The sequence below is a fragment of the Actinoplanes sp. NBC_00393 genome (assembly GCF_036053395.1).
Classification (GTDB): domain Bacteria; phylum Actinomycetota; class Actinomycetes; order Mycobacteriales; family Micromonosporaceae; genus Actinoplanes.
Map to the genome: position 1 here is coordinate 11172319 of NZ_CP107942.1, position 21045 is coordinate 11193363.

15 protein-coding genes are annotated in these 21045 nt (G+C 71.1%); 8 read left to right on the top strand and 7 right to left on the bottom strand.

Going from position 1 to position 21045, the window contains the following annotated elements:
* The first annotated feature begins 31 nt into the window (after positions 1–31).
* The 6 genes from OHA21_RS51585 (at position 32) to OHA21_RS51610 (ending at position 10721) form a co-directional block, all read left to right on the top strand.
* Positions 32–4348: a polymorphic toxin-type HINT domain-containing protein gene (locus OHA21_RS51585; protein ID WP_328468369.1), complete on the top strand. Its 4317-nt coding sequence runs from the start codon at positions 32–34 to the stop codon at positions 4346–4348.
* A 4-nt stretch (positions 4349–4352) separates the two neighbouring features.
* On the top strand, positions 4353–4880 hold the full coding sequence (locus OHA21_RS51590) for a hypothetical protein (RefSeq protein WP_328468371.1): 528 nt from the start codon (positions 4353–4355) through the stop codon (positions 4878–4880).
* Positions 4881–4944: 64 nt separating this feature from the next.
* Positions 4945–8217, top strand: a complete 3273-nt coding sequence (locus tag OHA21_RS51595) for an AMP-binding protein (RefSeq protein WP_328468373.1) — start codon at positions 4945–4947, stop codon at positions 8215–8217.
* Positions 8159–9319 carry a DUF3419 family protein gene (locus OHA21_RS51600; protein ID WP_328468375.1) on the top strand — a complete coding sequence of 387 codons (1161 nt, stop codon included), beginning with the start codon at positions 8159–8161 and terminating at the stop codon, positions 9317–9319. Before OHA21_RS51595 ends, OHA21_RS51600 begins: the two co-directional genes overlap by 59 nt.
* Positions 9316–9915 carry a class I SAM-dependent methyltransferase gene (locus OHA21_RS51605; protein WP_328468377.1) on the top strand — a complete coding sequence of 200 codons (600 nt, stop codon included), beginning with the start codon at positions 9316–9318 and terminating at the stop codon, positions 9913–9915. The genes OHA21_RS51600 and OHA21_RS51605 overlap by 4 nt, the downstream gene beginning before the upstream one ends.
* Complete coding sequence (locus OHA21_RS51610; protein WP_328468378.1) at positions 9912–10721, top strand: alpha/beta fold hydrolase; 810 nt, start codon at positions 9912–9914, stop codon at positions 10719–10721. The genes OHA21_RS51605 and OHA21_RS51610 overlap by 4 nt, the downstream gene beginning before the upstream one ends.
* Here OHA21_RS51610 and OHA21_RS51615 read toward each other — a convergent pair.
* Complete coding sequence (locus OHA21_RS51615; protein ID WP_328468380.1) at positions 10699–12696, bottom strand: methyltransferase; 1998 nt, start codon at positions 12694–12696, stop codon at positions 10699–10701. The two genes, OHA21_RS51610 and OHA21_RS51615, sit on opposite strands and share 23 nt — an antisense overlap.
* Here OHA21_RS51615 and OHA21_RS51620 point away from each other — a divergent pair.
* Positions 12598–13275, top strand: coding sequence for an alpha/beta fold hydrolase (locus OHA21_RS51620; RefSeq protein WP_328479067.1), 678 nt, complete (start codon positions 12598–12600; stop codon positions 13273–13275). The genes OHA21_RS51615 and OHA21_RS51620 overlap by 99 nt on opposite strands.
* Here the strand turns inward: OHA21_RS51620 and OHA21_RS51625 are convergent.
* From OHA21_RS51625 to pdxY, 5 genes are read right to left on the bottom strand one after another with little or no spacing between them, the layout of a single operon-like run.
* Positions 13235–15313 carry an iron ABC transporter permease gene (locus OHA21_RS51625; RefSeq protein WP_328468382.1) on the bottom strand — a complete coding sequence of 693 codons (2079 nt, stop codon included), beginning with the start codon at positions 15311–15313 and terminating at the stop codon, positions 13235–13237. The genes OHA21_RS51620 and OHA21_RS51625 overlap by 41 nt on opposite strands.
* Entirely contained in the window at positions 15310–16359 is a 1050-nt protein-coding gene (locus OHA21_RS51630) for an ABC transporter substrate-binding protein (RefSeq protein WP_328468384.1), read from the bottom strand. The genes OHA21_RS51625 and OHA21_RS51630 overlap by 4 nt, the downstream gene beginning before the upstream one ends.
* The gene (locus tag OHA21_RS51635; RefSeq protein ID WP_328468386.1) at positions 16356–17168 is read right to left on the bottom strand and encodes an ABC transporter ATP-binding protein; all 813 of its coding nucleotides are present in this window, start codon (positions 17166–17168) and stop codon (positions 16356–16358) included. Before OHA21_RS51635 ends, OHA21_RS51630 begins: the two co-directional genes overlap by 4 nt.
* Before the next feature lie 48 nt (positions 17169–17216).
* Positions 17217–18083: a helix-turn-helix domain-containing protein gene (locus OHA21_RS51640; RefSeq protein WP_328468388.1), complete on the bottom strand. Its 867-nt coding sequence runs from the start codon at positions 18081–18083 to the stop codon at positions 17217–17219.
* 2 nt (positions 18084–18085) lie between these two features.
* On the bottom strand, positions 18086–18937 hold the full coding sequence (pdxY, locus tag OHA21_RS51645) for a pyridoxal kinase PdxY (RefSeq protein ID WP_328468390.1): 852 nt from the start codon (positions 18935–18937) through the stop codon (positions 18086–18088).
* Positions 18938–18977: 40 nt separating this feature from the next.
* Here pdxY and OHA21_RS51650 point away from each other — a divergent pair, with 40 nt between their 5' ends.
* Positions 18978–20057 carry an MsnO8 family LLM class oxidoreductase gene (locus OHA21_RS51650; protein ID WP_328468392.1) on the top strand — a complete coding sequence of 360 codons (1080 nt, stop codon included), beginning with the start codon at positions 18978–18980 and terminating at the stop codon, positions 20055–20057.
* On the opposite strand, the gene OHA21_RS51655 is transcribed toward OHA21_RS51650, so the two are convergent.
* Positions 19988–20971: an LLM class flavin-dependent oxidoreductase gene (locus OHA21_RS51655; protein WP_328468394.1), complete on the bottom strand. Its 984-nt coding sequence runs from the start codon at positions 20969–20971 to the stop codon at positions 19988–19990. The genes OHA21_RS51650 and OHA21_RS51655 overlap by 70 nt on opposite strands.
* Positions 20972–21045 lie beyond the last annotated feature (74 nt).

Below are 21045 nucleotides of genomic sequence, written 5' to 3' on the forward strand. Positions count from 1 at the left end.
TGACGTTTATCGATTCATGGCGGGGGTTGTGGTGACAAATCTCGTACGGGCGCGGATACGCGTCTGGGTGGCGGCGTCGCTGATCGCGGCGGTTTTCGGAGCAGGCCTGCATGCCCCGCCGGCACTGGCGGAACCGACACCGGCGCCGACCGTCGCGGCCACCGAGGACCCGGGCCCGGCGATCGAGATCCCGGCGTTGGTGACCGAGAGCTGGAACGGCGCGACCGGTGTCGACGCGATGGCGGAGCGCTGGCGCAAGGCCGTCGCGGACATCGCCGCGCTGACACCGGAGCCCGAGGTCCGGGACGCCGCGCTGGCGGCGCTGGCGACCGGTGACCCGGCGGTCATCCAGAAGTTCGCGATCACCGACAAGCCGGCACTCGACAAGCAGATCGCGGCCCGCAAGAAGCAGGAGGCCGCCGACAACCTCACCAAGATCAAGGCGATGAAGGGCACCGGTGGCCCGTACTTCAACGCCGAGGTCGACCGGGTGCTGGCCGGCACCGATTTCGACCGGGCCGGTTTCCTGGCCTACGGCGCGGACATCGCCCGTGACCGGGACAAGAAGGTCGAGGAGGACGCTGCCGCGCGAGCGGCGACGCTGCGGGAACGGGTCCGGCTGATCGCCGCGATGGCACCGGCGGAGTCCCACCTCAAGCGTGCCGCCGAAGCGGCGTTCGCCGGCGACGGCGCCGCGATCGAGGCCTTCCTCACCAGTGGCTACCTGACCGCCGCGCGAGCCGACGCCGCGGAGCGCGAGCAGTACCTGAAGGACCTCGAGGCCCGCAACAAGGCCGCGGAGGAGCTGACGGAGCTGGCGCAGAAGTCGGCGCGGGCGTCGGCGGCCCGCCAGCGGTTGCTGGCCGCGCACGGCAACGGTGTCCGCGCGCTGCAGCAGGCGTCGAACGCGATGGCGGCCGCGGCGAACTCCGCGCGGCATTCGGCGCGGGTGCTGGCCGGTTCCGGCACGGCAGCGGCCAAGGCGACCGAGCTGGCGGCGGCGAACGCCGAGTCCAAGCGGCAGCTGGGCTACGCGCAGGCTGCTGCACAGGAGGCGGCGATCGCGGCGCAGACCGCCTCGACCTCGGCCGACGAACTGATCGCCATCGGTCTGGAGTACGGCGCCGAGTGGTCGCTGATCGCACAGGGCATGAGCGAAGCCGCGACCGCCGCGGTCGGTGCGACGCAGACCGCGGTGTACGCCAGTGACGCCACCGTGGCGACGAACAACGCGCAGGGCGCCCAGGCGCAGGCGGAGGCGCACGCGCAGCAGGCGATCAAGTGGCGCCAGCACGCCGAGGAGCACGCGAAGTCGGCGGCGAAGCTGGCCGCCGCGGCGGCGAAGCAGGCACAGGCCGCCAAGACCGCCGCTGCCCGCGCCAAGACCGCCCGTGAGCAGGCACAGGCCGCCGAACGCAAGGCGCTGGCCGAGGCGGAGAAGACCAGGCAGCACCGGCAGACCGCCGAGGCCAGGGCGGCGGAGGCGAAGCAGCACCGGCAGACCGCCGAGGCCGAACGCGACAACGCCGCCAACCATCGCGCCGAAGCGGAACGGCAGGGCAACATCGCGCGTACCGCGCGGGCCGACGCCGAAGCGCAGGCCGCGGCCGCCAAGCAGGCCCGGAGCAAGGCGGAGAGCGCCGACGACGCGGCCGCGGTGGCCGAGAACCGGGCGTGGCAGAACGAGGAAGCCGCCCGCAAGGCCCGCGACGAGGCCATGGCCGCCGAGCGGGCCGAGCAGACGGCCAAGGCGAAGGCGGCGGCGCTGCGTGCTGCCGCGGCCTCCGCGGAGACCGAGGCGGACAAGCAGGAAGCGCAGCGGGAGGCCGACGCGGCCGAGCGCGAGGCTGCCGCCGCGGGCACCGCTGCCCGGGCGGCCCGGTCGGCGGCGAACACCGCCACCGGTGCGGCCGCCAACGCCCGCGCCGCCGCCACCCAGTCACAGCAGGCCGCCGACCGGGCCTGGGCTGCCGCCGAGAAGGCCCGGGCCGCGGCCGCCGCTGCGGACGCGGCGGCGGACAAGGCCGAGGCCAGTGCCCGTGCCACGCATGCCGCCCGGGTCCGTGCCGACGCCAAGGCGGCGGAGGCCACCGCACAGCAGTCCAAGGCCGCTGCCGCCGCCAACGCGGCGCAGACCCTGGCCGGACAGGCCGCCGAGGAGGCGGTGCGCTCGCTGTGGGCCGCCGACCGGACCAAGGCCGAATCGGAGGCGGCGACCACCGAGGCCGTGGCCGCGAGCGCACAGGCGGAGACCGCGGTCGCGGCCTCGCAGGCGGCAGCCACCTCGGCGGCCGGCATCGCCGAGCCCGCCAACACCGCGATCGGCATGGTCAGCCCGTTCACCGGCGCCGACATCGACGCCGACTTCGTCCGCCTGGTCGCCGAGCAGGCCCTGACCATCGGCGCCGAGCAGGCCGCCGCTGCCCGCGCCCGTGCCACCGAGGCGATCACCGCGGCGGAACGTGCGGCCGCGGCTGCGGCCACCGCCGCGGAGCAGGTCAAACCGGCCTACACGGCGGCGGCTGCCGCGGCCCGTTCGGCCGCCGACGCCGCGGTGTCCGCGGCCGAGGCCCGGCAGTCCGCTGCCCAGGCGGCTGCCGACGCGGCGGCTGCCCGTGCCGCCGCGGCCAACGCGGCGAAGGCCGACGCGCAGGCCCGGGCCGATGCCGGCGCGGCCCGGCAGTCCGCCAACGAGGCCGCCAGCGACGCGGCGATCGCCGGGCGCAGCGCCCAGCAGGCGCAGAACGAGGCCGACCAGGCAGACAAGGCGGCCGACGACGCCGAAGCCGACGCCCGCGCGGCCCGGCAGGCCGCTGACAAGGCGGAGGCTGACGCCGCTGGAGCGCGGAAGGCGGCTGACAGCGCGCAGAACCATGCCGACGGTGCGGCCGACGCCGCGAAGAACGCGCTGCAGGCTGCCATCGACGCGCAGAAAGCGGCCGACCAGGCCGAGGAGGCCGAGCGGCAACGCCAGGCGAATGCCGTCGCGGACGCCGCCGCCGAGCTCCCGCTCGACCCGGCGGACCCGGAGCTGCTGAAGTATCTGACTCCGGAGGAGATCGAGCAGCTGCGCCTGGCGGAGCAGGAAGCCGGGATGAGCGTCCTCGACTTCATCAAGGCCGAGGCCGCGGACCTGTTCTGGGAGTTGTCCGGCGTGGGGGACATCGTGTCCTGCATCCGCGACGGCAACATCGAGGCGTGCCTGTGGAGCCTGGCCGGCATGCTCGGCGCCATCAAGGCCGTCCGCGCCGGTTACAAGATCGTCAAGTTGATCCCCAAGCTGCTCAAGTTCCTCGACAAGGTCAAGGATGCGAAGAAGCGGCGGGAGGCGCTCCTGGAGCTCGCCAAGCGCCGCAAGAAGCTCAAGGACGACGACGAGGAGCCGTGCGACGCGAGCGCCAAGGCCAACAGCTTCCTGCCCGGCACCCGAGTTCTGCTCGCGGACGGCGGCACTCGTGCCATTGAGGAGCTGAGCATCGGCGACAGTGTGCTCGCCACCGACCCGGTCACCGGTGTCACCGTCGCCAAGCCGGTCACCGACACCATCACCGGCGCCGGGAAGAAGAGGCTTGTCGACATCACCGTCGACACCGACGGTGAGCGCGGGGACCGGACCGCCACCATCACCGCCACCCACAACCATCCCTTCTGGATCCCGGCTGTGTCCGAATGGTTCGAGGCCGAGGACCTCGCCGCCGGCCAGTTGCTGCGGGACCGCGACGGCCGGAACGTGCGGATCACCGCGATCCGGCAGCGTGACGCCATGGCTCGCGTCCACAACCTCACCGTCGCCGACATCCACACCTTCTACGTCGTGGTGGCCGGCACCTCGGTGCTGGTACACAACGACAGCCTGCCCTGCATCTGCAAGAAGTCGCGGGACAAGCGCTACAAGTACGAGTCGTTGAAGAACAACCTTGCGGTCGGGGCGACCGCTGTCATCTGCCCCGCCGACGTCAAGCCGGCCAACGCGAAGCGACTCTCCATCGAATCGGTGCCGGTCGACGGTTTTCCGGATCCGATCCCGGTGGCCGCCGACGGATTCCCGGAGTACAACAAGACGCACATCATCGCCGACCGGCTCAACGGAGCAGCGATATCGGAGAATCTGTTCACCGGTTACCGGTTGATGAATACCAGTGGAATGCTGCGATGCGAATATGCCATGGTGCGGGTGCTCCGGAGGGGTGAGGTGCTCACCTACACCGGCACGGTGCGGTACAACCCGGGGGACAAGAAACCCACCGGAATCCACATGTCCGCATCGACCGAGCAGAGCGGTAAGGTCTTCAGTCTCTTCATCGAGAACAAGAACGAGAGGTTCACGTCGTGCGGAGTGGAGGACTGAGGACGTGCTGACCGCCACGCTGAATGACCTGGAACGGGTGGCTCCGGCGTTCCTCGCACAACGTTCGGAAACCGTGCTGCCGATCGACTGGGAGTTCGTGCAGAACCATTTCGGGATCACTTTCCCGGCGGACTACCGTGAATACCGCAGTCACTACCGGCACCTGCTGATCGATGGTTTCCTGACGATTCTCGGGCCGGTCCCGGGGGATGAACAGGGCTATGTCGCGGCGACGGCCGAGCATCTCGAGCTGTTTCGTGGCATGGCCGACGACGACATGACGGAGGGTTACACGTTCCATCCCGAGGCCGGCGGATTGTTTCCCTGGGGAGGCTCCAGCGAAGGTGACATGTTCTTCTGGCGGATGAGCGGCCCCGATCCGGACCGATGGCCGTCCGTGGTGTTCTCCAGGAACCTCGACTGGTGGGAGCATGACGGCACCATGCTGTCGTTGGTGGTCGGCCTGATCGACGGATCGGTCGAACACCGGGGCCTTCCGGTCCAACCGCGACCGAACCCCCCGGTGGACTGACGATCGCGGCGGGGGCGAAGCTTGGGCTTCGCTCCCGCCGCCAAACCACCCCTCGGAGTCACGGATGACCGCGAGCCTCCTCGCCAGAATGGCCGAGCGCCTCGGCGCAGCTCCTCGGGCGCCCCTTTACACCTTCCTCGACCGGCACGGGAAGGAAGTGGACTCGGCCGATTACGAGGAGATCGTGCGGCGTGGCGCGGGGGCCGCTGATCTCCTTCGCGCGGCGGGGGTCGTACCCGGTGATCGTGTTCTCTTGATCTTTCCTCCGGACGGCCTGGAATTCGTGACCGGTTTCGTCGGGTGCATGCTGGCCGGCGCCATCGCGGTCCCGGTGGCGAGCCCGGACCCGAGGCACCTCGATCGGGAGCTGCCGAAGCTCCGGCATGTCGTCGAGGACTGCGGCGCGCGCGTCGCGCTCACGCATGCGAAGTACCGTGCGCTCACCACGCTGGCGGGCGTGCCGGGCCGGCTGCGCGGCCGCTCGGGCTGGCCCAGGCTCACCTGGCTGCTCTCGAACCGCGTCAAGCGTGCCGAGCCGCAAGAGGCCGCGGCCTCGCTGGCGAGTGCGGCGGACGAGTTCGGCCCGGACGACGTCGTGTATCTGCAGTACACCTCCGGCTCGACGTCGGCGCCCAAGGGCGTCGTCGTCCGCCACCGCAACCTCGCGCACAACCTCGAGCTGATCGCACGCAACACCCGTGTCGACAGCGAATCGGTGCTGGTCGGCTGGGTGCCGCTGTTCCACGACATGGGGCTGGCCGGCGGGATCCTCAACGCGATGTACACCGGGGCCCGCTGCGTCTCCTTCTCCCCGATGACCTTCCTCGCCGCGCCCCGGCTCTGGCTGGAGGCGATCGACCGTTATCGCGGCACGCACATCGCCGGGCCGAACTTCGGCTACGAGTACGTGCTGCGCGGTCTCGGCGACGGCGACAAGTTCGACCTCTCGTCGCTGCGCGCCACGCTGCAGGGCGGTGAGCCGATGCTCGCCGCGACGATGGACCGCCTCGAAGCCGCGCTCACGCCGATGGGCTTCGATCCGGCGTCGCTCTGCAACGTCTACGGCATGGCGGAGGCCGTACTGTTCGTCAGCGGTCAGATCGGCAGCCGGCCGACGCTGCTCCGCGGCGATCGGGCCGTGCTGGACCGGGACGGCGTGATCGTCCCGCCGGGGCCGCAGGCGCCCGAGGTGACGCTCGTCGGCAGCGGCGTGCCCGATGCCGAGCTCGGCGTGTCGGCGCTCGCCGTCGACCCGGACACCCGGCAGCCGCGTCCGCCCAACACCGTCGGCGAGCTCTGGATATCCAGCCCCAGCGTGGCGAGCGGCTACTGGGGGCGGCCCGACGGGGAGTACGTCGGGCACCTGGCCACCGGCGACGAACGGCGGTTCCTGCGCACCGGCGACCTCGGGGTGATCGGCGACGACGGCGAGGTGTTCCTCTGCGGCCGGCTCAAGGACCTGATCATCGTCGGCGGCCGGAACATCCACCCGCAGGATCTGGAAGCGGCGGTGGTGGCGGCCGATCCGATCCTGCGGCCGGGCAACGCGGTCGCATTCGGGGTGCAGGTCGACGGGGTCGAGCGGGTCGTGGTGGCCGCCGAGGTGCGCAAGCGGCTCAAGGAGCCCGTCCCGTTCGATCGGGCGGCGTCCGCGATCCGGGCCGCGGTGGCCGCGCACTGCGGTGTGCAGTGCCATGAGGTCCTGCTCCTGAAGCCGGACAGCCTGCCGAAGACGACCAGCGGCAAACTGCAGCGCAGCGCGTGCCGGCAGCAGTGGGCGGACGGCTCGCTGCGCTCCTCCGCACCCTCGGGGAAGACCGCCGAGTTCTCCGGTGAGTCGGACTACGTGCGGTGGCTGCTGCGGACCGAGGTCGCGGCCATGCTGCAGCTGACCGATCCGAACGACGTGCCGGTGGACGTGCCGCTGCGCGATCTCGGCCTCGACTCGCTCGGGGTGATGGATCTGGCCAAACGCATCGCGGATCAGACCGGGGCGCGCGTGGCGCCGGCAGACGGCTCCACCGTGCGGGAGATGGCGGCCACGCTTGCACTCGCCGCGCCGGGCCCGGCGACGAGCGAACTCTCCACGGGCGACGTCCCGCTCAGCTCCGCCCAGGTGCACGCCCTGCGCCTCGGCCAGTGGAACTGGTGGAACCGCGCGGTCCTTCTCGACGTGCACCGCCCGCTCACCGGGGAGCGCCTGCACCGGGCCGTGTCCACGCTGGTTGCCCACCACGAGGCGCTGCGCCTGCGGTTCCGCCGCGACGACGGCCGCTTCACCCAGCGCTACGGCGACGTCGAGGGCAGCTTCGCCGTCGAGTCGGTCACGGTGAGCGGCCCCGGCGAGCTCCCGCCCCTGTTCGACGAGCAGCATCGCCGCCTCGACCTGGAGAAAGGCCCGGTGCTGCGCCTGCTCCTGGTGCAGACCGGCTCGGCGCAGCAGCTCTTCATCACCGTCAACCACCTCGTCATGGACGGCGTCACGATGGGCATCCTGGTCGATGAGCTGGACCGCCTGTGCCGGCTGGACGAGCTGCCCCGGACGGCGGCGCGCTTCGAGGACTTCACCCGCTGGCAGCACGACTTCGCGCGCGGGGCGGCGATCGCTGATCGGGACTTCTGGCGAGAGCAGCTCGACTCGGCCCCACCGGCTGCGTACCCGGGCGTCAAGATGCAGGACCTGGCGAGCGCCCACCAGGTCCTGGGCCCGGACGAGACGCGTGCGCTGCGGAACGTGCGCGCGGACGGCCGCCGCTCGCCGATCGCGACGACGCTGCTCGCCGCGCTGGTGCGCACCGCGCAGCGCCAGTGGGCCTGCGGCCGTCTCGCGGTCCAGCTGTCCAGTTCGGGCAGACAACCCGCGGTGCACGGCCTCGACCTCTCGCGGACGGTCGGCTACCTGCACTGCACGTTCCCGCTCGCCTTCGAGGACAGCTCCGGCCAGAGCCCGACGGAGACGGTGACCGCGGTGGCCGAGCGCCTCACTCGCGTACCCTCTGCAGGTCTCTCGTTTGACGCGCTCACGTATCTGCACGAAGATCCGAGCGTGCTCGATGCGCCGGCGCCGACCCTCTGGTTCAACTTCCAGGGTGAGCTGCCGACGCGGAGCCGCAGCGGCCTGTTCTCGCTGCGGGAGGCGCCGCTCGGCGACATGTGGGATCCCGAGGCCGGGGTGAAGCAGCCGCCGCTCTACGTCGAATGCGCGATCGTCGGCGGAGCCGCGCGCATCGACTGGTACTACTCACCTCGCCACCTGCAGTGGTCGGGAGCGGAGATCGATGAGTGGATGGCCCGGTTCTCCGACGAGCTCAGCGACCTGGTCCGGGACGGTCGCTGACCGCGCCTTCGCCGCGACCTTCCAGCACGTCTTCACCTTCTCGCTGCTCTACGAGGACTCGGAGGTCGACAACCACGTCCTGGACCTCGACTCCCGGTCCCGGGTGCTGGCGGTGAGCGGCGCCGGCTGCGGTGTGGCCGGCCTGCTGGCCGCCCACCCGGCGCGCATCGACGCCATCGACACCAACCCCCACCACCTGGCGCTGGCCGCCCTCAAGGTCGCCGCGGCCCGGCGGCTGACGTCCTACGCCGAGTTCTACCAGCTGCTCGGCCGGGGCCGGCACGAGGATCCGGAACGTACGCTCCAGCCGTTGACGAGCGACCTGCCGGCCTGGATCGGGCGCTACTGGCACACGAACCACCGCCGTTTCCGCACCAACCTGTACGCCGAGGGCCTGGCCGGCGCCTTCCAACGACAGCTCCGGCGACAGCTCGGCGTCGGCGCGGAGTTCCTGCGCACCCTGCAACGGCTCCCACCCGCCGATCGCCTCGCGCACCTGCCGCCGATCCCGTGGCCGGTGCGCACGCTGGTGAACACCCCGCTGTTCCTGCTCGGCATCGGCGTCAACTTCGAGCAGCGGCAGCGCAACCTCCGCGCGAACCGGGCGGCCACCATGGCGGACGTCGTCACCGCGCACTTCGCCCGGCTGGCCCAGACGGACCTGGCGACGAACTGGTTCGTCTGGGTGGGCCTGACCGGCGAGTTCAACCACGACCACCCCGCCGCGGTCCCGCCCTATCTGCGCCCGGAGAACCATCAGCGGTCGCTGGCCGCGCCGACCGAGGTCGACTTCCACCGCGAGTCCCTGCAACGGATGCTCGCCGCCGCGACGCCGGGGCAGTGGTCGCACTTCTCCCTCTGCGACCTGCTGGACTGGCTGCCGGCCGACGCGCAGCGCCAGCTGCTCCGCCGGATCGCCCGGGTCGGCGGGCCCGGCGCGGTCGTCCTGACCCGCAGCGTGGAGGACGACTGCGTCGTCGACCGGGTCGGCCTCTCCGGCCTGTTCGAACGCGCCGAACCCACGTCCAGCCGGGCGAGTGAACAGGAACGGACCCGGCTCTACGGGCGCGTCAACGTCTACCGGGTCGTCAGCGGCGCATGACATCCGACGCGCAGGCCTCCCACCGGGCATTCCTCGACCGCTACTACCGGCTCACGCATCGCGTCTACGACGTGTCGCGCAAGTACTACCTGTTCGGCCGCGACGGCGTGCTCGACCGCCTGCTCGCGAGCGAGTGGACGACGCTCGTCGAGGTCGGTCCGGGCACCGGGCGCAACCTCGCCCGCCTGCATCGCCGCCGGCCGGATGCCACGTTCGGCGGGCTGGAGGCCAGCGAGATCATGCGTGCGCACGCCACGCGCCGCTGCGGCTGGGCGCGCATCAGCCCCGGCTTCGCCGAGGACACCGACATCAAAGCCATTCTCGGTACGCCGCCCGAGCGCATTCTCATGTCGTACGCCCTGTCGATGTTCACGGACAAGGGCCGGGCCATCGACAACGCGCGGCGGCACCTGGCGCCCGGTGGCGAACTGTGGGTCGTCGACTTCGCCGATTTCTCGGTCTTCCCGCCCATGCGCAGGTTTCTCTCCGCGTTCCACGTCCAGGCGATCCCGGACGAGCTGCTGCGTCGACACGGCGCCGGCCACGTCGAGCACGGTCCGCTCCGCTACTACGTCGTCGCGCGGTTCCCGGCATGATCACGCTGTCCCGCCGGTGGGTGGACCGCTCCGGGGTGCGGCTGTCGTATCAGGTCTCCGGCGACGGCGTCCCGCTCGTGCTGCTGGCCGGGTACGGCAGGTCCGGGAGCAGCTGGATCCCCTGGCTCGAACGCGTCGGACCTCTCCCGTTCCGCGTGGTGCTCGTCGACCACCGCGGCACGGGGGAGTCGGCGCGCTCGTGGCGGCCCTACACCCTCGCCACGCTGGCGGACGACGTGGCCGCGGTGCTGTGCGACGCCGCCGGGGACGTTCCGGCGGTCGTGGTGGGGGAGTCGATGGGCGGCATGGTCGCGCAGCATCTCGCCCTCCGGCACCCGCACCGGGTCGGCGGGCTCGTGCTGTCGGCCAGCTCGGCCCGCGGGGATGTCGTGTCGCCGGAGTTCGTACGCTCACTGCCGTTGACCGTCGCGGCCGCGCTCTCGAAAGATGTCCGCGTGTGGGCGAGGTGCGACCGCCTGCTGGTCCACGACGGACGCAACGCGCACAGCCTGCTGGCGCCGCTCCGGCGGATTCAGCGCGGCGAGCCCTACTCGCGGTTCAACTCGCTCCTGCAAGCGGTCGCCATGTCGTTCCATCGGACGGATCGGCGGCTGCCGGGCGTACGCGTGCCGGCCGAGGTGCTGGCCGGCGCCGCGGACCGGGTGCTGTCGCCGCGCAACTCACGCGTGCTGGCGGAATGCCTGCCCGCCGCCCGATTGACGATCCTGACCGAAACTGGTCACGCGATCCCGTTCGAACGGCCGATGGAGATCCGGTACGCGATCACGCGGCTGCCTTCTCGGTGAGCGCGGCCCGGAAGAACGCCGCCCGGCACAGCAGCGGCACGAGCAGCACGCTGTGCAGCACGAACTGCGCCCAGGCCCCGCGCTCCCGCTGGTAGGAGCTCATGTAGGTCCGCTCGCGATAAACGATGTGCGACAGCTCCTGGGCCACCGTGGCGAAGACGAGCAGCCCCAGGGAAACGGGCCAGCTCGGCACCGGCAGGGCGAGATAGGCCGCGAGCACGACGCCGGTGTAAAGAATCGACATCAGCGCGGTGTGATCGGGCGCCGTGTACGCGCAGAAAAGCGCGTAGATCGCCGCCGCGAACGACACCGCCACCGCAGGAGCCGGAACGAAGGCGCCGACCAGGCCGAAGACACCGAGCAGGCCGAGACCTGTGGTGACGAGGTGGGCGATCACGTTGCCCGTACGTTGATGGAATCGGGCGAAATCCCGGAACGTCTCCTCGAACCGGTAGCTGTTCCCCAGATGCCGGTTCGTCATTTCCTGGCACAGGACAAGCAGATAAAAAGCCACATGGCCGGCCAGGAGCGGCCACCAGGCCGCGCGGAACGGGGCATGCAGCGCCAGCCCGGCGAAACCGATCAGCTTGCCGGCGATCATCGGATGCGGAATGACACCGTACGGGAAGCGCGTGACCCGGCCCGGCGGGACGACACCGAGTTCCACGCCGAAATACGTGCGATCCGAGCCGACCCGGAGGAACGCGAGCCCGGACAGCCCGAACCCGAGCACGGCGACCACGAGCGACAGCAGATCGAAACCGGCCCGTCCGTATTCCAGGAACAGCGTGCCGAGCGCGATCAGCTGAAAGAACGTCGCATCACGGGCGAACCTGCCGGGCTCGACCGCGCGGAACGTGTAGGCGAAGAAGTAGAGAAAGTAGTGGACGAAACTGAACAGATAGACCCGCTCGGTCGGATGCCCCGCGCTCACCTGCCAGAACAGCAGAACGATGAGCAGGTTCAGCACCCCGACATACCGGAGGAAGAGCGGATAGAGGAACGTGCCCACGTTCACGACGCCGCCGAGGAACTTGCCGACCGCCGACTGTGGGTTCTTGCTGGCGACGAAGAGCTGCCGCGCCCGCCGGTTGTAAGTCTCGTTCCACCCCGCGAAAAGCTTGTGGAACGGCGAGAGCCACCGCGGGACGACCGCGTAATGCACCTTGAGACAGATGCGGCTGTCCTCCAGCAGCTCGTCCTGATCCCCGCTCTTGGTGATGTAGTGGATGTCCCGGTTGTAGTCGAACCAGCAGTACTGCCCCGTGCGCAGCGTGCTCGACTGCTTCTGCGCCAGGAAAATCGTCGCGACCCGCTCGTTCCCCCGAACCACGATCAGGCACCGCAGAAGCGTCATGAACGGCAGAAAGCCGAACGGCCCGTCGATGTGATGCTGCAGAAAGGCGTTGTCGGACCCTTTGGCGCCCATGTTCGAGACGTAGACCTCGTTCATGTCGTCCACGCTGAGGACCGTGCAGCCGGGGAACGCCTCCAGAATGCTCTCCTGGATCGCCGCCGAGTCCTTGAGCCCGGCGAACGCGTCCCGCTCCGCCGGCGGAAGGTCCGCCTCCCAGACGTGATAGGTCTCCCGCCGGTCCAGATCCTGCCGTTCCACAAACTCCAGCAGCGTCGAGAGGTGGCCGGCATGGCCCTCCTCGACGGACCCCATCCCGGGCTTCACTGATCGACGTCCGTAAGCAGCACCTCGTACTTCTACCATCCAGGCCCGTCGAACAGTGAGACCCTCAGGGCTCGCCTGCGCGGCCCGATCAGCTCTCGCAGAACGGTCCCGGCTAGGCTCAGCGGAATGGCGTACCTCCGGATCGGCGGGGTGGACCTGTATTCGGAGATCGCCGGAGAAGGGGAGCCCGTCCTCCTGCTGCACGGCGGCTTCTGCTCGCTGGAGTCGTTGCGGGCGCAGTCTGACGCGCTCGTGCCGGATCACCGGGTGTTCGCTTTCGAGCGGCCCGGCCACGGACGCTCGGCCGACATCGACGGGGAGTACGACTACCAGCGAGGCGTCGCCGACACGCTGGCCTGTCTCGATGCTGTCGGGATCGGATCGGCGCACATCGTCGGCTACAGCGACGGCGCGATCATCGGGCTCCTGCTCGCGCTCGACCACCCGGAGCGGGTGCGTTCGCTGACCGCGATCAGCGCGAACCTTGACCCGTCGGCATTCACGAATTCGCCCGGCACCATTCTCAGTACGCCCGCGGAACCGCCGGAAGAGAAGCCGGATGTCGAGCGGATGCACTACGAGCGGCTGTCGCCGGACGGGCCGGGGCACGCGGAGGTCGTACTCGGAAAGCTCTTTCGTCTCTGGACGAGTGAGCCGCGCATCGACCCGGCGGACCTGGCCCGGATCGCGGCGCCCGTGCTGGTGATGGCGGCCGACCGCGACACGATCCGGCCGGATCACAGCCTTCTGATCGCCGCGTCGATCCCCGGCGCGCAGCTGTGCATCGTGCCGGGGACTACGCACAACCTGATCGCCGAGCGTCCGGAACTGATCAGTGCGCTCGTGCGGGACTTCGTGACAGCAGCCAGATGAAGTAGGGCGCCCCGATCAGGGCCATCATCAGCCCGGCGGGGATCTGCGAGGGGGCGATGACGGTACGGCCGAGCGCGTCGGCCACGCACACGAGTAGGCCCCCGAGCAGCATGGCGACCGGGACGATACGGCCGTGCCGGACGCCGACGAGGCCGCGGGCGAGATGCGGAGCGACCAGGCCGACGAAGCCGACCACGCCGACCGCGATCACGCTGACCGCCGCCGCGAGCGCCGCGATCGTCAGCAGGGTGAAGCGTGCGCCTTCCCGGCGGACGCCGAAGATCCGCGGGGTGTCCTCGTCGATCGCCAGCAGGTCGAGCTGGCGGCGCATGCCCAGCACCGCGGGAGTGGCGACGAGCAGCACGACGGCGACCGGCAGCACGTCGGCGAAGGACCGGCCGTAGGTCGTGCCGGAGAGCCAGGTGAGGATGCGCGGCGTGTCCCACGGGTCGGCGCGCAGCAGCAGGAACGTGCTGATGGCGGTGAGTGCGTACCCGCAGCCGATGCCGATCAGGAGGAAACGGTCGGGCAGGAGCCCGCCGCGCCAGGCCAGCAGCGCGATGAACGCGAAGGTGGCGAGGCCCATGGCGACGGCCGTGACGATGAGCGCGGTGCGCCCGCCGGACCCGCCCGAGGTCACCACGATCACCGCGCCGAGGCCGGCGCTGGCGGTGATGCCGAGGACGCCCGGCTCCGCGAGAGGATTGCGAACTGTGCCCTGCACGACGGTTCCCGCCAGGGCGAGCGCGGCGCCGGCGACGACGGCCGCAGCGACCCGCGGGGCCCGGTCGTCGAGCGCCCGGCCGATCAGATCCGGCGCGCTGCCCTGCAGCCAGAGCACGATGTCGCCGGTGCGCAGCCACAGGCTGCCGGCCAGCAGGCCGGCCAGCGCCGCCGCGGCGAGCAGCACGGCCGCGACGATCATCACGGTCAGGAAGCGGCGGTACGAGCGTACGGCTACGTGTGCCCGGGGCGCCTCGCGTGCCGCGCCGGCGTCGCGCAGCCGCAGCGCGAGTACCACGATCACCACGGCGCCGAGCAGCGAGGTCGGGATGCCGGTGGGGATCGAGGCAGCCGCCTGGGCGCCGAGGACGGCCCGGAGCACGGCGTCCGCCAGCAGCACGAGAAGGGCACCGACCAGGCCGGCGGCCGGGATCAGGAAGGCGTGCCGGCTGAGCACGCCGATGCGGTCGGCGATCAGGCGTACGGCGACCGGCGCGGCCAGCCCGACGAAGGCGATGGGTCCGGCGAGCGTCACCGACAGGCCGGCCAGCAGGACGGCGCAGAGGACCGCGACGATCCGGGTCGAGCGGATCGGTACGCCGAGCGAGGCGGCCGTGTCGTCACCGAGCCCCAGCACATCGAGCCGCCGGGACAGGAGCAGGGCCGCTCCGAGCACGACGACGATGACCGGGGCGGCGCGCGTGGCCGCGTCGAGGTTCAGCTGGGCGAGGGAGCCGCTGCCCCAGGCGTACAGGCCGGTGGTGTTCTCCTTGAACAGGATCAGCAGCATCGCGGTTCCGGCGTCCAGGGCCATCGCGACGGCCGAGCCGGCCAGGATCAGCCGCGTCGAGCCGATGCCGGACGCGGTGCCGACCAGGCCGAGCACGAGCGCCGCCGCCAGCAGCCCGCCGCCGAACGCCACCGCACCCGACGCCCACAGCGGCACCGCGATGCCGAACGCCGCGACCACGCACAGCGCGAAATAGGACCCGGCGGTGACGGCGAGGGTGTCCGGAGCGGCGAGGGCGTTGCGGGTGACCGACTGCAGAAGCGCCCCGGCCGCGCCGAGCGCGACGCCGACAGCGATGCCGGCGAGCATGCGCGGCAGACGCGAGCCGGTCAGCACATCGGAGATCGGTACGCCGCCAACGTCCTCCCGCGCGCCGAGAAGGTGACGCAGCAGGTCGGCGAACCCGACGCCGGACGTGCCCTGGGTGATGTGCCACAGGCCGACCAGGACGACCGCGCCGAGCAGAACGGCCAGGACGGCCGTCCCGCTCGCGCCGCGCCCGAGTCCCACTCGGGTGTCGCTCACCCCTTGGTCAGGATCTTCACGTAGGCGTCGATCGCCTGCTCGTTGGAGAGCGGGCCGCCGGCGCCCCAGACGCCCGCGGGGAAGGAGTAGGCGCGTCCCTCCTTCACGGCCGGGAGCGCCGTCCAGATCGGGCTCTTGCGCAGCTCCTTGACGTAGCTGTCCGGCGTCTCGTCGTCGGAGTAGAACAGGGTCGCGCTGCCGACGGCGGTGAGGCCCTCGATGTCCGTCTGCGCGAGACCGTACGCGGGGTCGACGCCGCCACTGCCGTACGCCGCATTGATCTTGTCGGTCCAGGCCGTGGTCATGCCGAGCTGCTCGCCGAGTTCGGTGAAGAGGGCGCCCTTGCCGTAGGGGCGGATGACGACGTTGCCGCCCTCGATCCAGCCGTCGAAGAACAGGAAGTCCTTCGCCGTCACGTTCGCGGCCGCCACCTTCTCCTTGGCGGCGGCGAGGTGCTCGTCGAACTGGCGCAGGACGAGGTCGGCGCGTTCGGTGCGGCCGGTGGCCGTACCGATCATCCTGAAGACCTTTTTCATGTTCTCGATCTGACCGGACGCGTCGGCGCCGACCGTCGCCAGCACGGGGACGCCCCGCTTCTCGAGCTTGGTGATCAGCTCGTCGTCGGCCTTGAACGCCTCCACGATGATCAGATCGGGGTTCGTCGCGTAGAGCGCGTCGAGGTCGGGCTCACCGCGCTGACCAGCGTCGACGACGTTCGCGGGCAGCGTCTCCGCCTTGACGTAGGTGCCGTAACCCTTCGGGTCGGCGACCGCGACCGGGGTGAGGCACAGCGTGAGCAGGTCCTCGGTCTGCTGCCATTCGAGCACCGCGACCCGCTGAGCCGGCTTGGCGAGTTCCACCTTGCGGCCGACGCCGTCGGTCATCGAGACCGGGCCGGCCGAGGTCGTGGTGGTGTCGTCGGCGCAGGTCTGCGAGGCCGGAGCGGACGTGCCGCCGGCTGCGGGTTCGTCGACCTTCGTGGTGCCGCACGCGGTGACCGTCACGGCGACCGCGGCGAGCGTCGCGAGGCGTTTGAACAGGATCATGGGATCTTTTCTCCAGGGTGGACGCGGGCGGGATGCCGCCCGACGGGGTCGATGCGCAGCCGGCCGGTACGCGGGTCGACCTCGACCTCGACGCGCAGGTCGTAGACCTCGCTGAGGTGCTCGGCGGTGAGCACTCCGAGGGGGTCGCCCGCGGCGTGGATGCGCCCGGCGTGCAGGAGTACCAGCGTGTCCGCCACCCGCGCGGCATGGTCCAGGTCGTGCAGCACGATGCCGACGGCCACGCCGTGCTCGTCGGCGAGATCACGGACCAGGTCGAGCGTCTCGATCTGGTAGCGCAGGTCCAGATGGTTCGTCGGCTCGTCGAGCAGCACGACGCCGGTCTCCTGTGCCAGGCAGGCGGCGAGCCAGACGCGCTGCATCTCGCCGCCGGAGAGCTCGCCGACCGGCCGCTCGGCCATGTCCGTCACGCCGGTGACCCGCATCGCCCGGTCGACGGCGTCGCGGTCCGCCGCGGACGGCCCGGCGAAGCGGCGCCGGTGCGGGTGCCGCCCGAAGGAGACGACCTCGCGCACCGTCAGCCCGTGCGGGGCCTGGCGCGACTGCGAGAACAGCGTGACCTCGCGGGCGAACTGCCGCGCGCTGAGCAGCGACACCGCGCGCTCGCCGAGGATCACCTCGCCGCCGTCGGCGCGATGCAGCCGGGCGAGGGCGCGCAGCAGGGTGGACTTCCCGCTGCCGTTCGGCCCGATCAGCGCCGTCACCCGGCCCGGCGCCAGTTCCACGGAGACGCCGTGCACCACTGCCGTCCTCGCGTAGCGAAGCACGAGCTGTTCGCCGCGTAGGGACATCGGGAGCTCCGTTAGTAAGGTTTGCCTTGCCTAACGGAGGCTAGATGATCAACTGGTTGTCAGCAATCCGGTACTCCGGACATCCGATACGGGATTTCGGACATCGAGCGCACCAGGTGTCACCTTCATCACGCGCCGGAACGCGGCGATGAACGTGCTCGGCTGCGCATAGCCGAGCCGTTCCGACACGCTCCGAACGTCCGCGCCCGCCGACAGCAACGCCAGCGCCTCGTGTACGCGCAGCATCTGCCGCCACTGCGCGAAGGACAGCCCGGTCGCCTCCCGGAAGGCCCGCGTGATCGTTCTCTCACTCACCCGCAGCTGTTCTGCCCACTCCTCCAGACCGCGATCGTCGGCGGGATCCGCGAGCAGCGCCTCGGCGATCATGTCGATCCGCGGGTCCCCGGGCAGCTCCAGCGCGAACTGCCGCTCCGACGGATCGAGCACGTCGAAGACGACCGCCTCGGTCCGGGCCCTCGCCCCGGCATCGAGGTCCCTGCGAGCCAGGCGCAACAGCAGCGACTCCAGCAGGGACGTCATCGTGATCGACGTCGGTCCCGCGAACTCGACGGGCGTGCGGTCGGGTGCGAAGAAGGCGTCGTGCAGTTCGGCGCCCGCGGTCAGCCGGCCCCCGTGCACCACGCCGGCGGGCAGCCACAGGCCGAACCCGGCCGGCACGGTGAAGATCCGGTTCCCGATCCGGGAGGTCAGCGTCCCGCCGCGCACCCACACCAGCTCGTGCATCGGGTGCGAATGCGGCAACCAGTCCGTCGCGGCCCCGGGCACCTCCGACTCCGCGACGATCGCCAGCGGCGCGGGATCCTCCGCCGGCACCGACACGGCCCGCCGGACGACCGTGCCCGGGTCCCGCCGCCAGGTCCCCAGACCGAGATCGTCGTGGGGCGCCGAAACCATGCTCAGCGCACCTGCTTGGCGCTGAACTGCATGCGCGGCGAGGCGTAGAACTCCTGGGCCTGCACCAGCCGCAGCTCGCGCTCGCCGGACCGGTAGGTGGTCTCGATCAGGTCGAAGATGCTGGAGGCGGTGCGCTCCAGCGACAGCGCCGCGTCCCCGGTCTTCACGTAGTGGGCCGTGAATAGGGCCGCCGTGACGTCACCGGACCCGTTCGCCTTGAACGGCAGGTGCGGGGTGGTCACGAGCCACGCGCCGGCGCGGTCCACCACGAGCATCTCGATCACGCCCTCCTCCCGGTCGGGGCGCTCGACGCTCGTGACCAGCACGGTCGACGGACCCATGGCCCGGGCGAGGTCGGCCGACTCGAGGGTCGACTCGATGCTCGCCGGCTCGGTGCCGGTCAGGAAGCCCAGCTCGAACTGGTTCGGCGTGATGATGTCGGCCACCGGCACGACCCGGTCCCGCAGCAGGACGGGGATCTCGGGGGCGACGAAGCAGCCGGACTTGGCGTTGCCCATGACGGGGTCACACGCGTACACCGCCGAGGGGTTCGCAGCCTTCACCCGGCGTACGGCGTCGATGATGACGTCGGCGATGCCCGCCCCGCCCTGATAGCCGGAGAGCACGGCGTCGACCTGCGGGAACACCCCACGCTCCTCGACACCGAGGAGGATCTCGGCCACATCCGACGGCGGCAGCAGCGGGCCCCGCCAGGCGCCGTAGCCGGTGTGGTTGGAGAAGTTCACCGTGGGGATCGGGACGACCTCGACCCCGATGCGCTGCAGGGGGAACACGGCCGCGGAGTTCCCGACGTGGCCGTGGGCGACCACTGACTGGATGGACAAGACCTTCATCACCTCAGCCTAGAGACCCCGGGGAACAAGCCCTCCACCGATGACGCTGTCCCCTGATGTGATCAACGCCGAGTTTCAGCTCTCGCTGCTGGACCGGTCCCGCATCCGCGCCGGGGAAACCGAGACGGAGGCGCTCAGAGGGACGGTTGCGCGGGCAACACAGGCAGAACAGCTGGGGTACGACCGGATCTGGGTCGCCGAGCATCACGGTGTGCCTGGGATAGCGGGCGCCGCCCCGGCTGTGCTGCTCACCGCGGTTGCCGGGGCGACGACGGGCATCCGGTTGGGCTCAGCCGGTGTGATGCTGCCGCACCATCAGCCGCTGGTGGTCGCCGAGCAGTTCGCCACGCTGTCCGCCTTCGCCCCGGGACGGGTGGATCTGGGACTGGGTCGCTCGCCCGGCTTCACCGCCCCGGTACGCCGGGCGCTGCGGCAGAGCGACAGTGACTTCGCCGCCGACCTCACCGAACTGCGCGCGTATTTCAGCGGCACGGCGGAGGTCACCGTGCACCCGCAGCCGGACGGGCCGGTGCCGCTGTACGTGCTGGCCACCGGCAGCGGACTGCAGATCGCGGCCGGGCTCGGGCTGCCGGTGATCGTCGGCGGGCCCCTGCTGGGCGTCGGCGGCGACCCGGCGCCCGGGCTGGAGGCGCTGGCCGGCTACCGGCGCGGTTTCCGGCCGTCCCCTCAGCAGCCGGAGCCGCGGGTGGCGATCAGCCTCGACGTGCTGATCGCCGACACCGCGGACGAGGCCGCCGACCTGATCCTGCCCGAGGCGTGGGCGATGGCCCGGAGCCGGACCACCGGGGAGTTCCCGCCCCTGGAACCGGTGGCCACCGCCCGGTCCGCCGCCCGCACACCGCGCGAGCAGCAGCACCTCGAACAGACCGCCGCGGCGGCGATCACCGGCACGCCGGCCCAGGTGGAGCGCCGGCTCGCCGAGCTGCTCGACCGTACCGGGGCCGCCGAGCTGGTCGCCGCCGGCAGCACCTTCGACCGGGCCGCGCTGGCCGCCTCGGACGCGAGCCTGGCCGCCCTGTTCGGCCGCTCTCAGCCGGAGACGGACTTGGCGGTCAGTTCCACCGACTCGAGCCGGTCCTCGATCCGCGTCGACTGGTGAGCGACGATCAGCTCGTCGGCCTGAGCTTCTTGGGCGAAATTGCTGAGGTAGGAGCCGACTTCGTCGGGAGTGCCGACCGCGGTGTACGTCAGCATCGAGGCGAGCTGGCGGCCGTTCGGTGTCCTCAGGAACGCGTCGATCTCGGCGTCGGAGTAGTCCGGCGCGCCGGGGGTGCGCGTGACGAGGCCGCGCACCAGGATGCGGCGGGTCGTCTCGAACCGGTCCCGTGCGGCCTCCGACGAGGCGGCGGCCACCACATTCACACCCGCTATGACGTACGGCGACGCGAGCTGCGCCGACGGGGTGAACTCCCGGCGGTAGAACGTGACGGCCTCGTGCAGCAGGCCGGGGGAGAAGTGCGAGGCGAACGCGTACGGCAGCCCGTACTGCGCGGCGAGCCGGGCGCCGAACATCGACGAGCCGAGGATGAAGAGCGGGACGTTCGTACCGGCGCCGGGTGTGGCCTGCACCCCCTCGATCCGTGACTCACCGCTGAGATAGCCCTGCAGTTCCAGGACGTCCTGGGGGAAGGAGTCCGCTGACATCGGGTTGCGGCGCATCGCCCGCATGGTGGCCTGGTCGCTGCCGGGCGCCCGGCCGAGCCCCAGGTCGATGCGGTCCGGGTAGAGCGAGGCCAGCGTGCCGAACTGCTCAGCGATCACCAGCGGCGAGTGGTTGGGCAGCATGATGCCGCCCGCGCCGAGGCGGATCGTCGAGGTGTGGCCGGCGACATGCCCGACCAGCAGGCTCGTCGCGCTCGAGGCGATCCGGGCCATGTTGTGATGCTCGGCATACCAGACCCGCTCGTAGCCGTGCCGTTCGGCCGTCTGAGCGAGGGCGACGGAGTTCGCGAAGGCCTGCGCAACGCTCTCGCCGGGGGCGAGCGGTGCGAGATCCAAGATCGAAAGGCGCATACGGGAGGTAACGCGTGGCCGGAAGTGATCGTTCCCGCTCTCAGGAAGTATGTAGCTTCCGCCCGTATCTTCTG

Coding starts and splice junctions, on each gene's coding strand:
- OHA21_RS51635 (WP_328468386.1), bottom strand. CDS start 17,168: ATGTCCCTACGCGGCGAACAGCTCGTGCTTCGCTACGCGAGGACGGCA.
- OHA21_RS51600 (WP_328468375.1), top strand. CDS start 8,159: ATGAGTGGATGGCCCGGTTCTCCGACGAGCTCAGCGACCTGGTCCGGG.
- OHA21_RS51605 (WP_328468377.1), top strand. CDS start 9,316: ATGACATCCGACGCGCAGGCCTCCCACCGGGCATTCCTCGACCGCTAC.
- OHA21_RS51630 (WP_328468384.1), bottom strand. CDS start 16,359: ATGATCCTGTTCAAACGCCTCGCGACGCTCGCCGCGGTCGCCGTGACG.
- OHA21_RS51650 (WP_328468392.1), top strand. CDS start 18,978: ATGACGCTGTCCCCTGATGTGATCAACGCCGAGTTTCAGCTCTCGCTG.
- OHA21_RS51640 (WP_328468388.1), bottom strand. CDS start 18,083: ATGGTTTCGGCGCCCCACGACGATCTCGGTCTGGGGACCTGGCGGCGG.
- OHA21_RS51655 (WP_328468394.1), bottom strand. CDS start 20,971: ATGCGCCTTTCGATCTTGGATCTCGCACCGCTCGCCCCCGGCGAGAGC.
- OHA21_RS51595 (WP_328468373.1), top strand. CDS start 4,945: ATGACCGCGAGCCTCCTCGCCAGAATGGCCGAGCGCCTCGGCGCAGCT.
- OHA21_RS51610 (WP_328468378.1), top strand. CDS start 9,912: ATGATCACGCTGTCCCGCCGGTGGGTGGACCGCTCCGGGGTGCGGCTG.
- pdxY (WP_328468390.1), bottom strand. CDS start 18,937: ATGAAGGTCTTGTCCATCCAGTCAGTGGTCGCCCACGGCCACGTCGGG.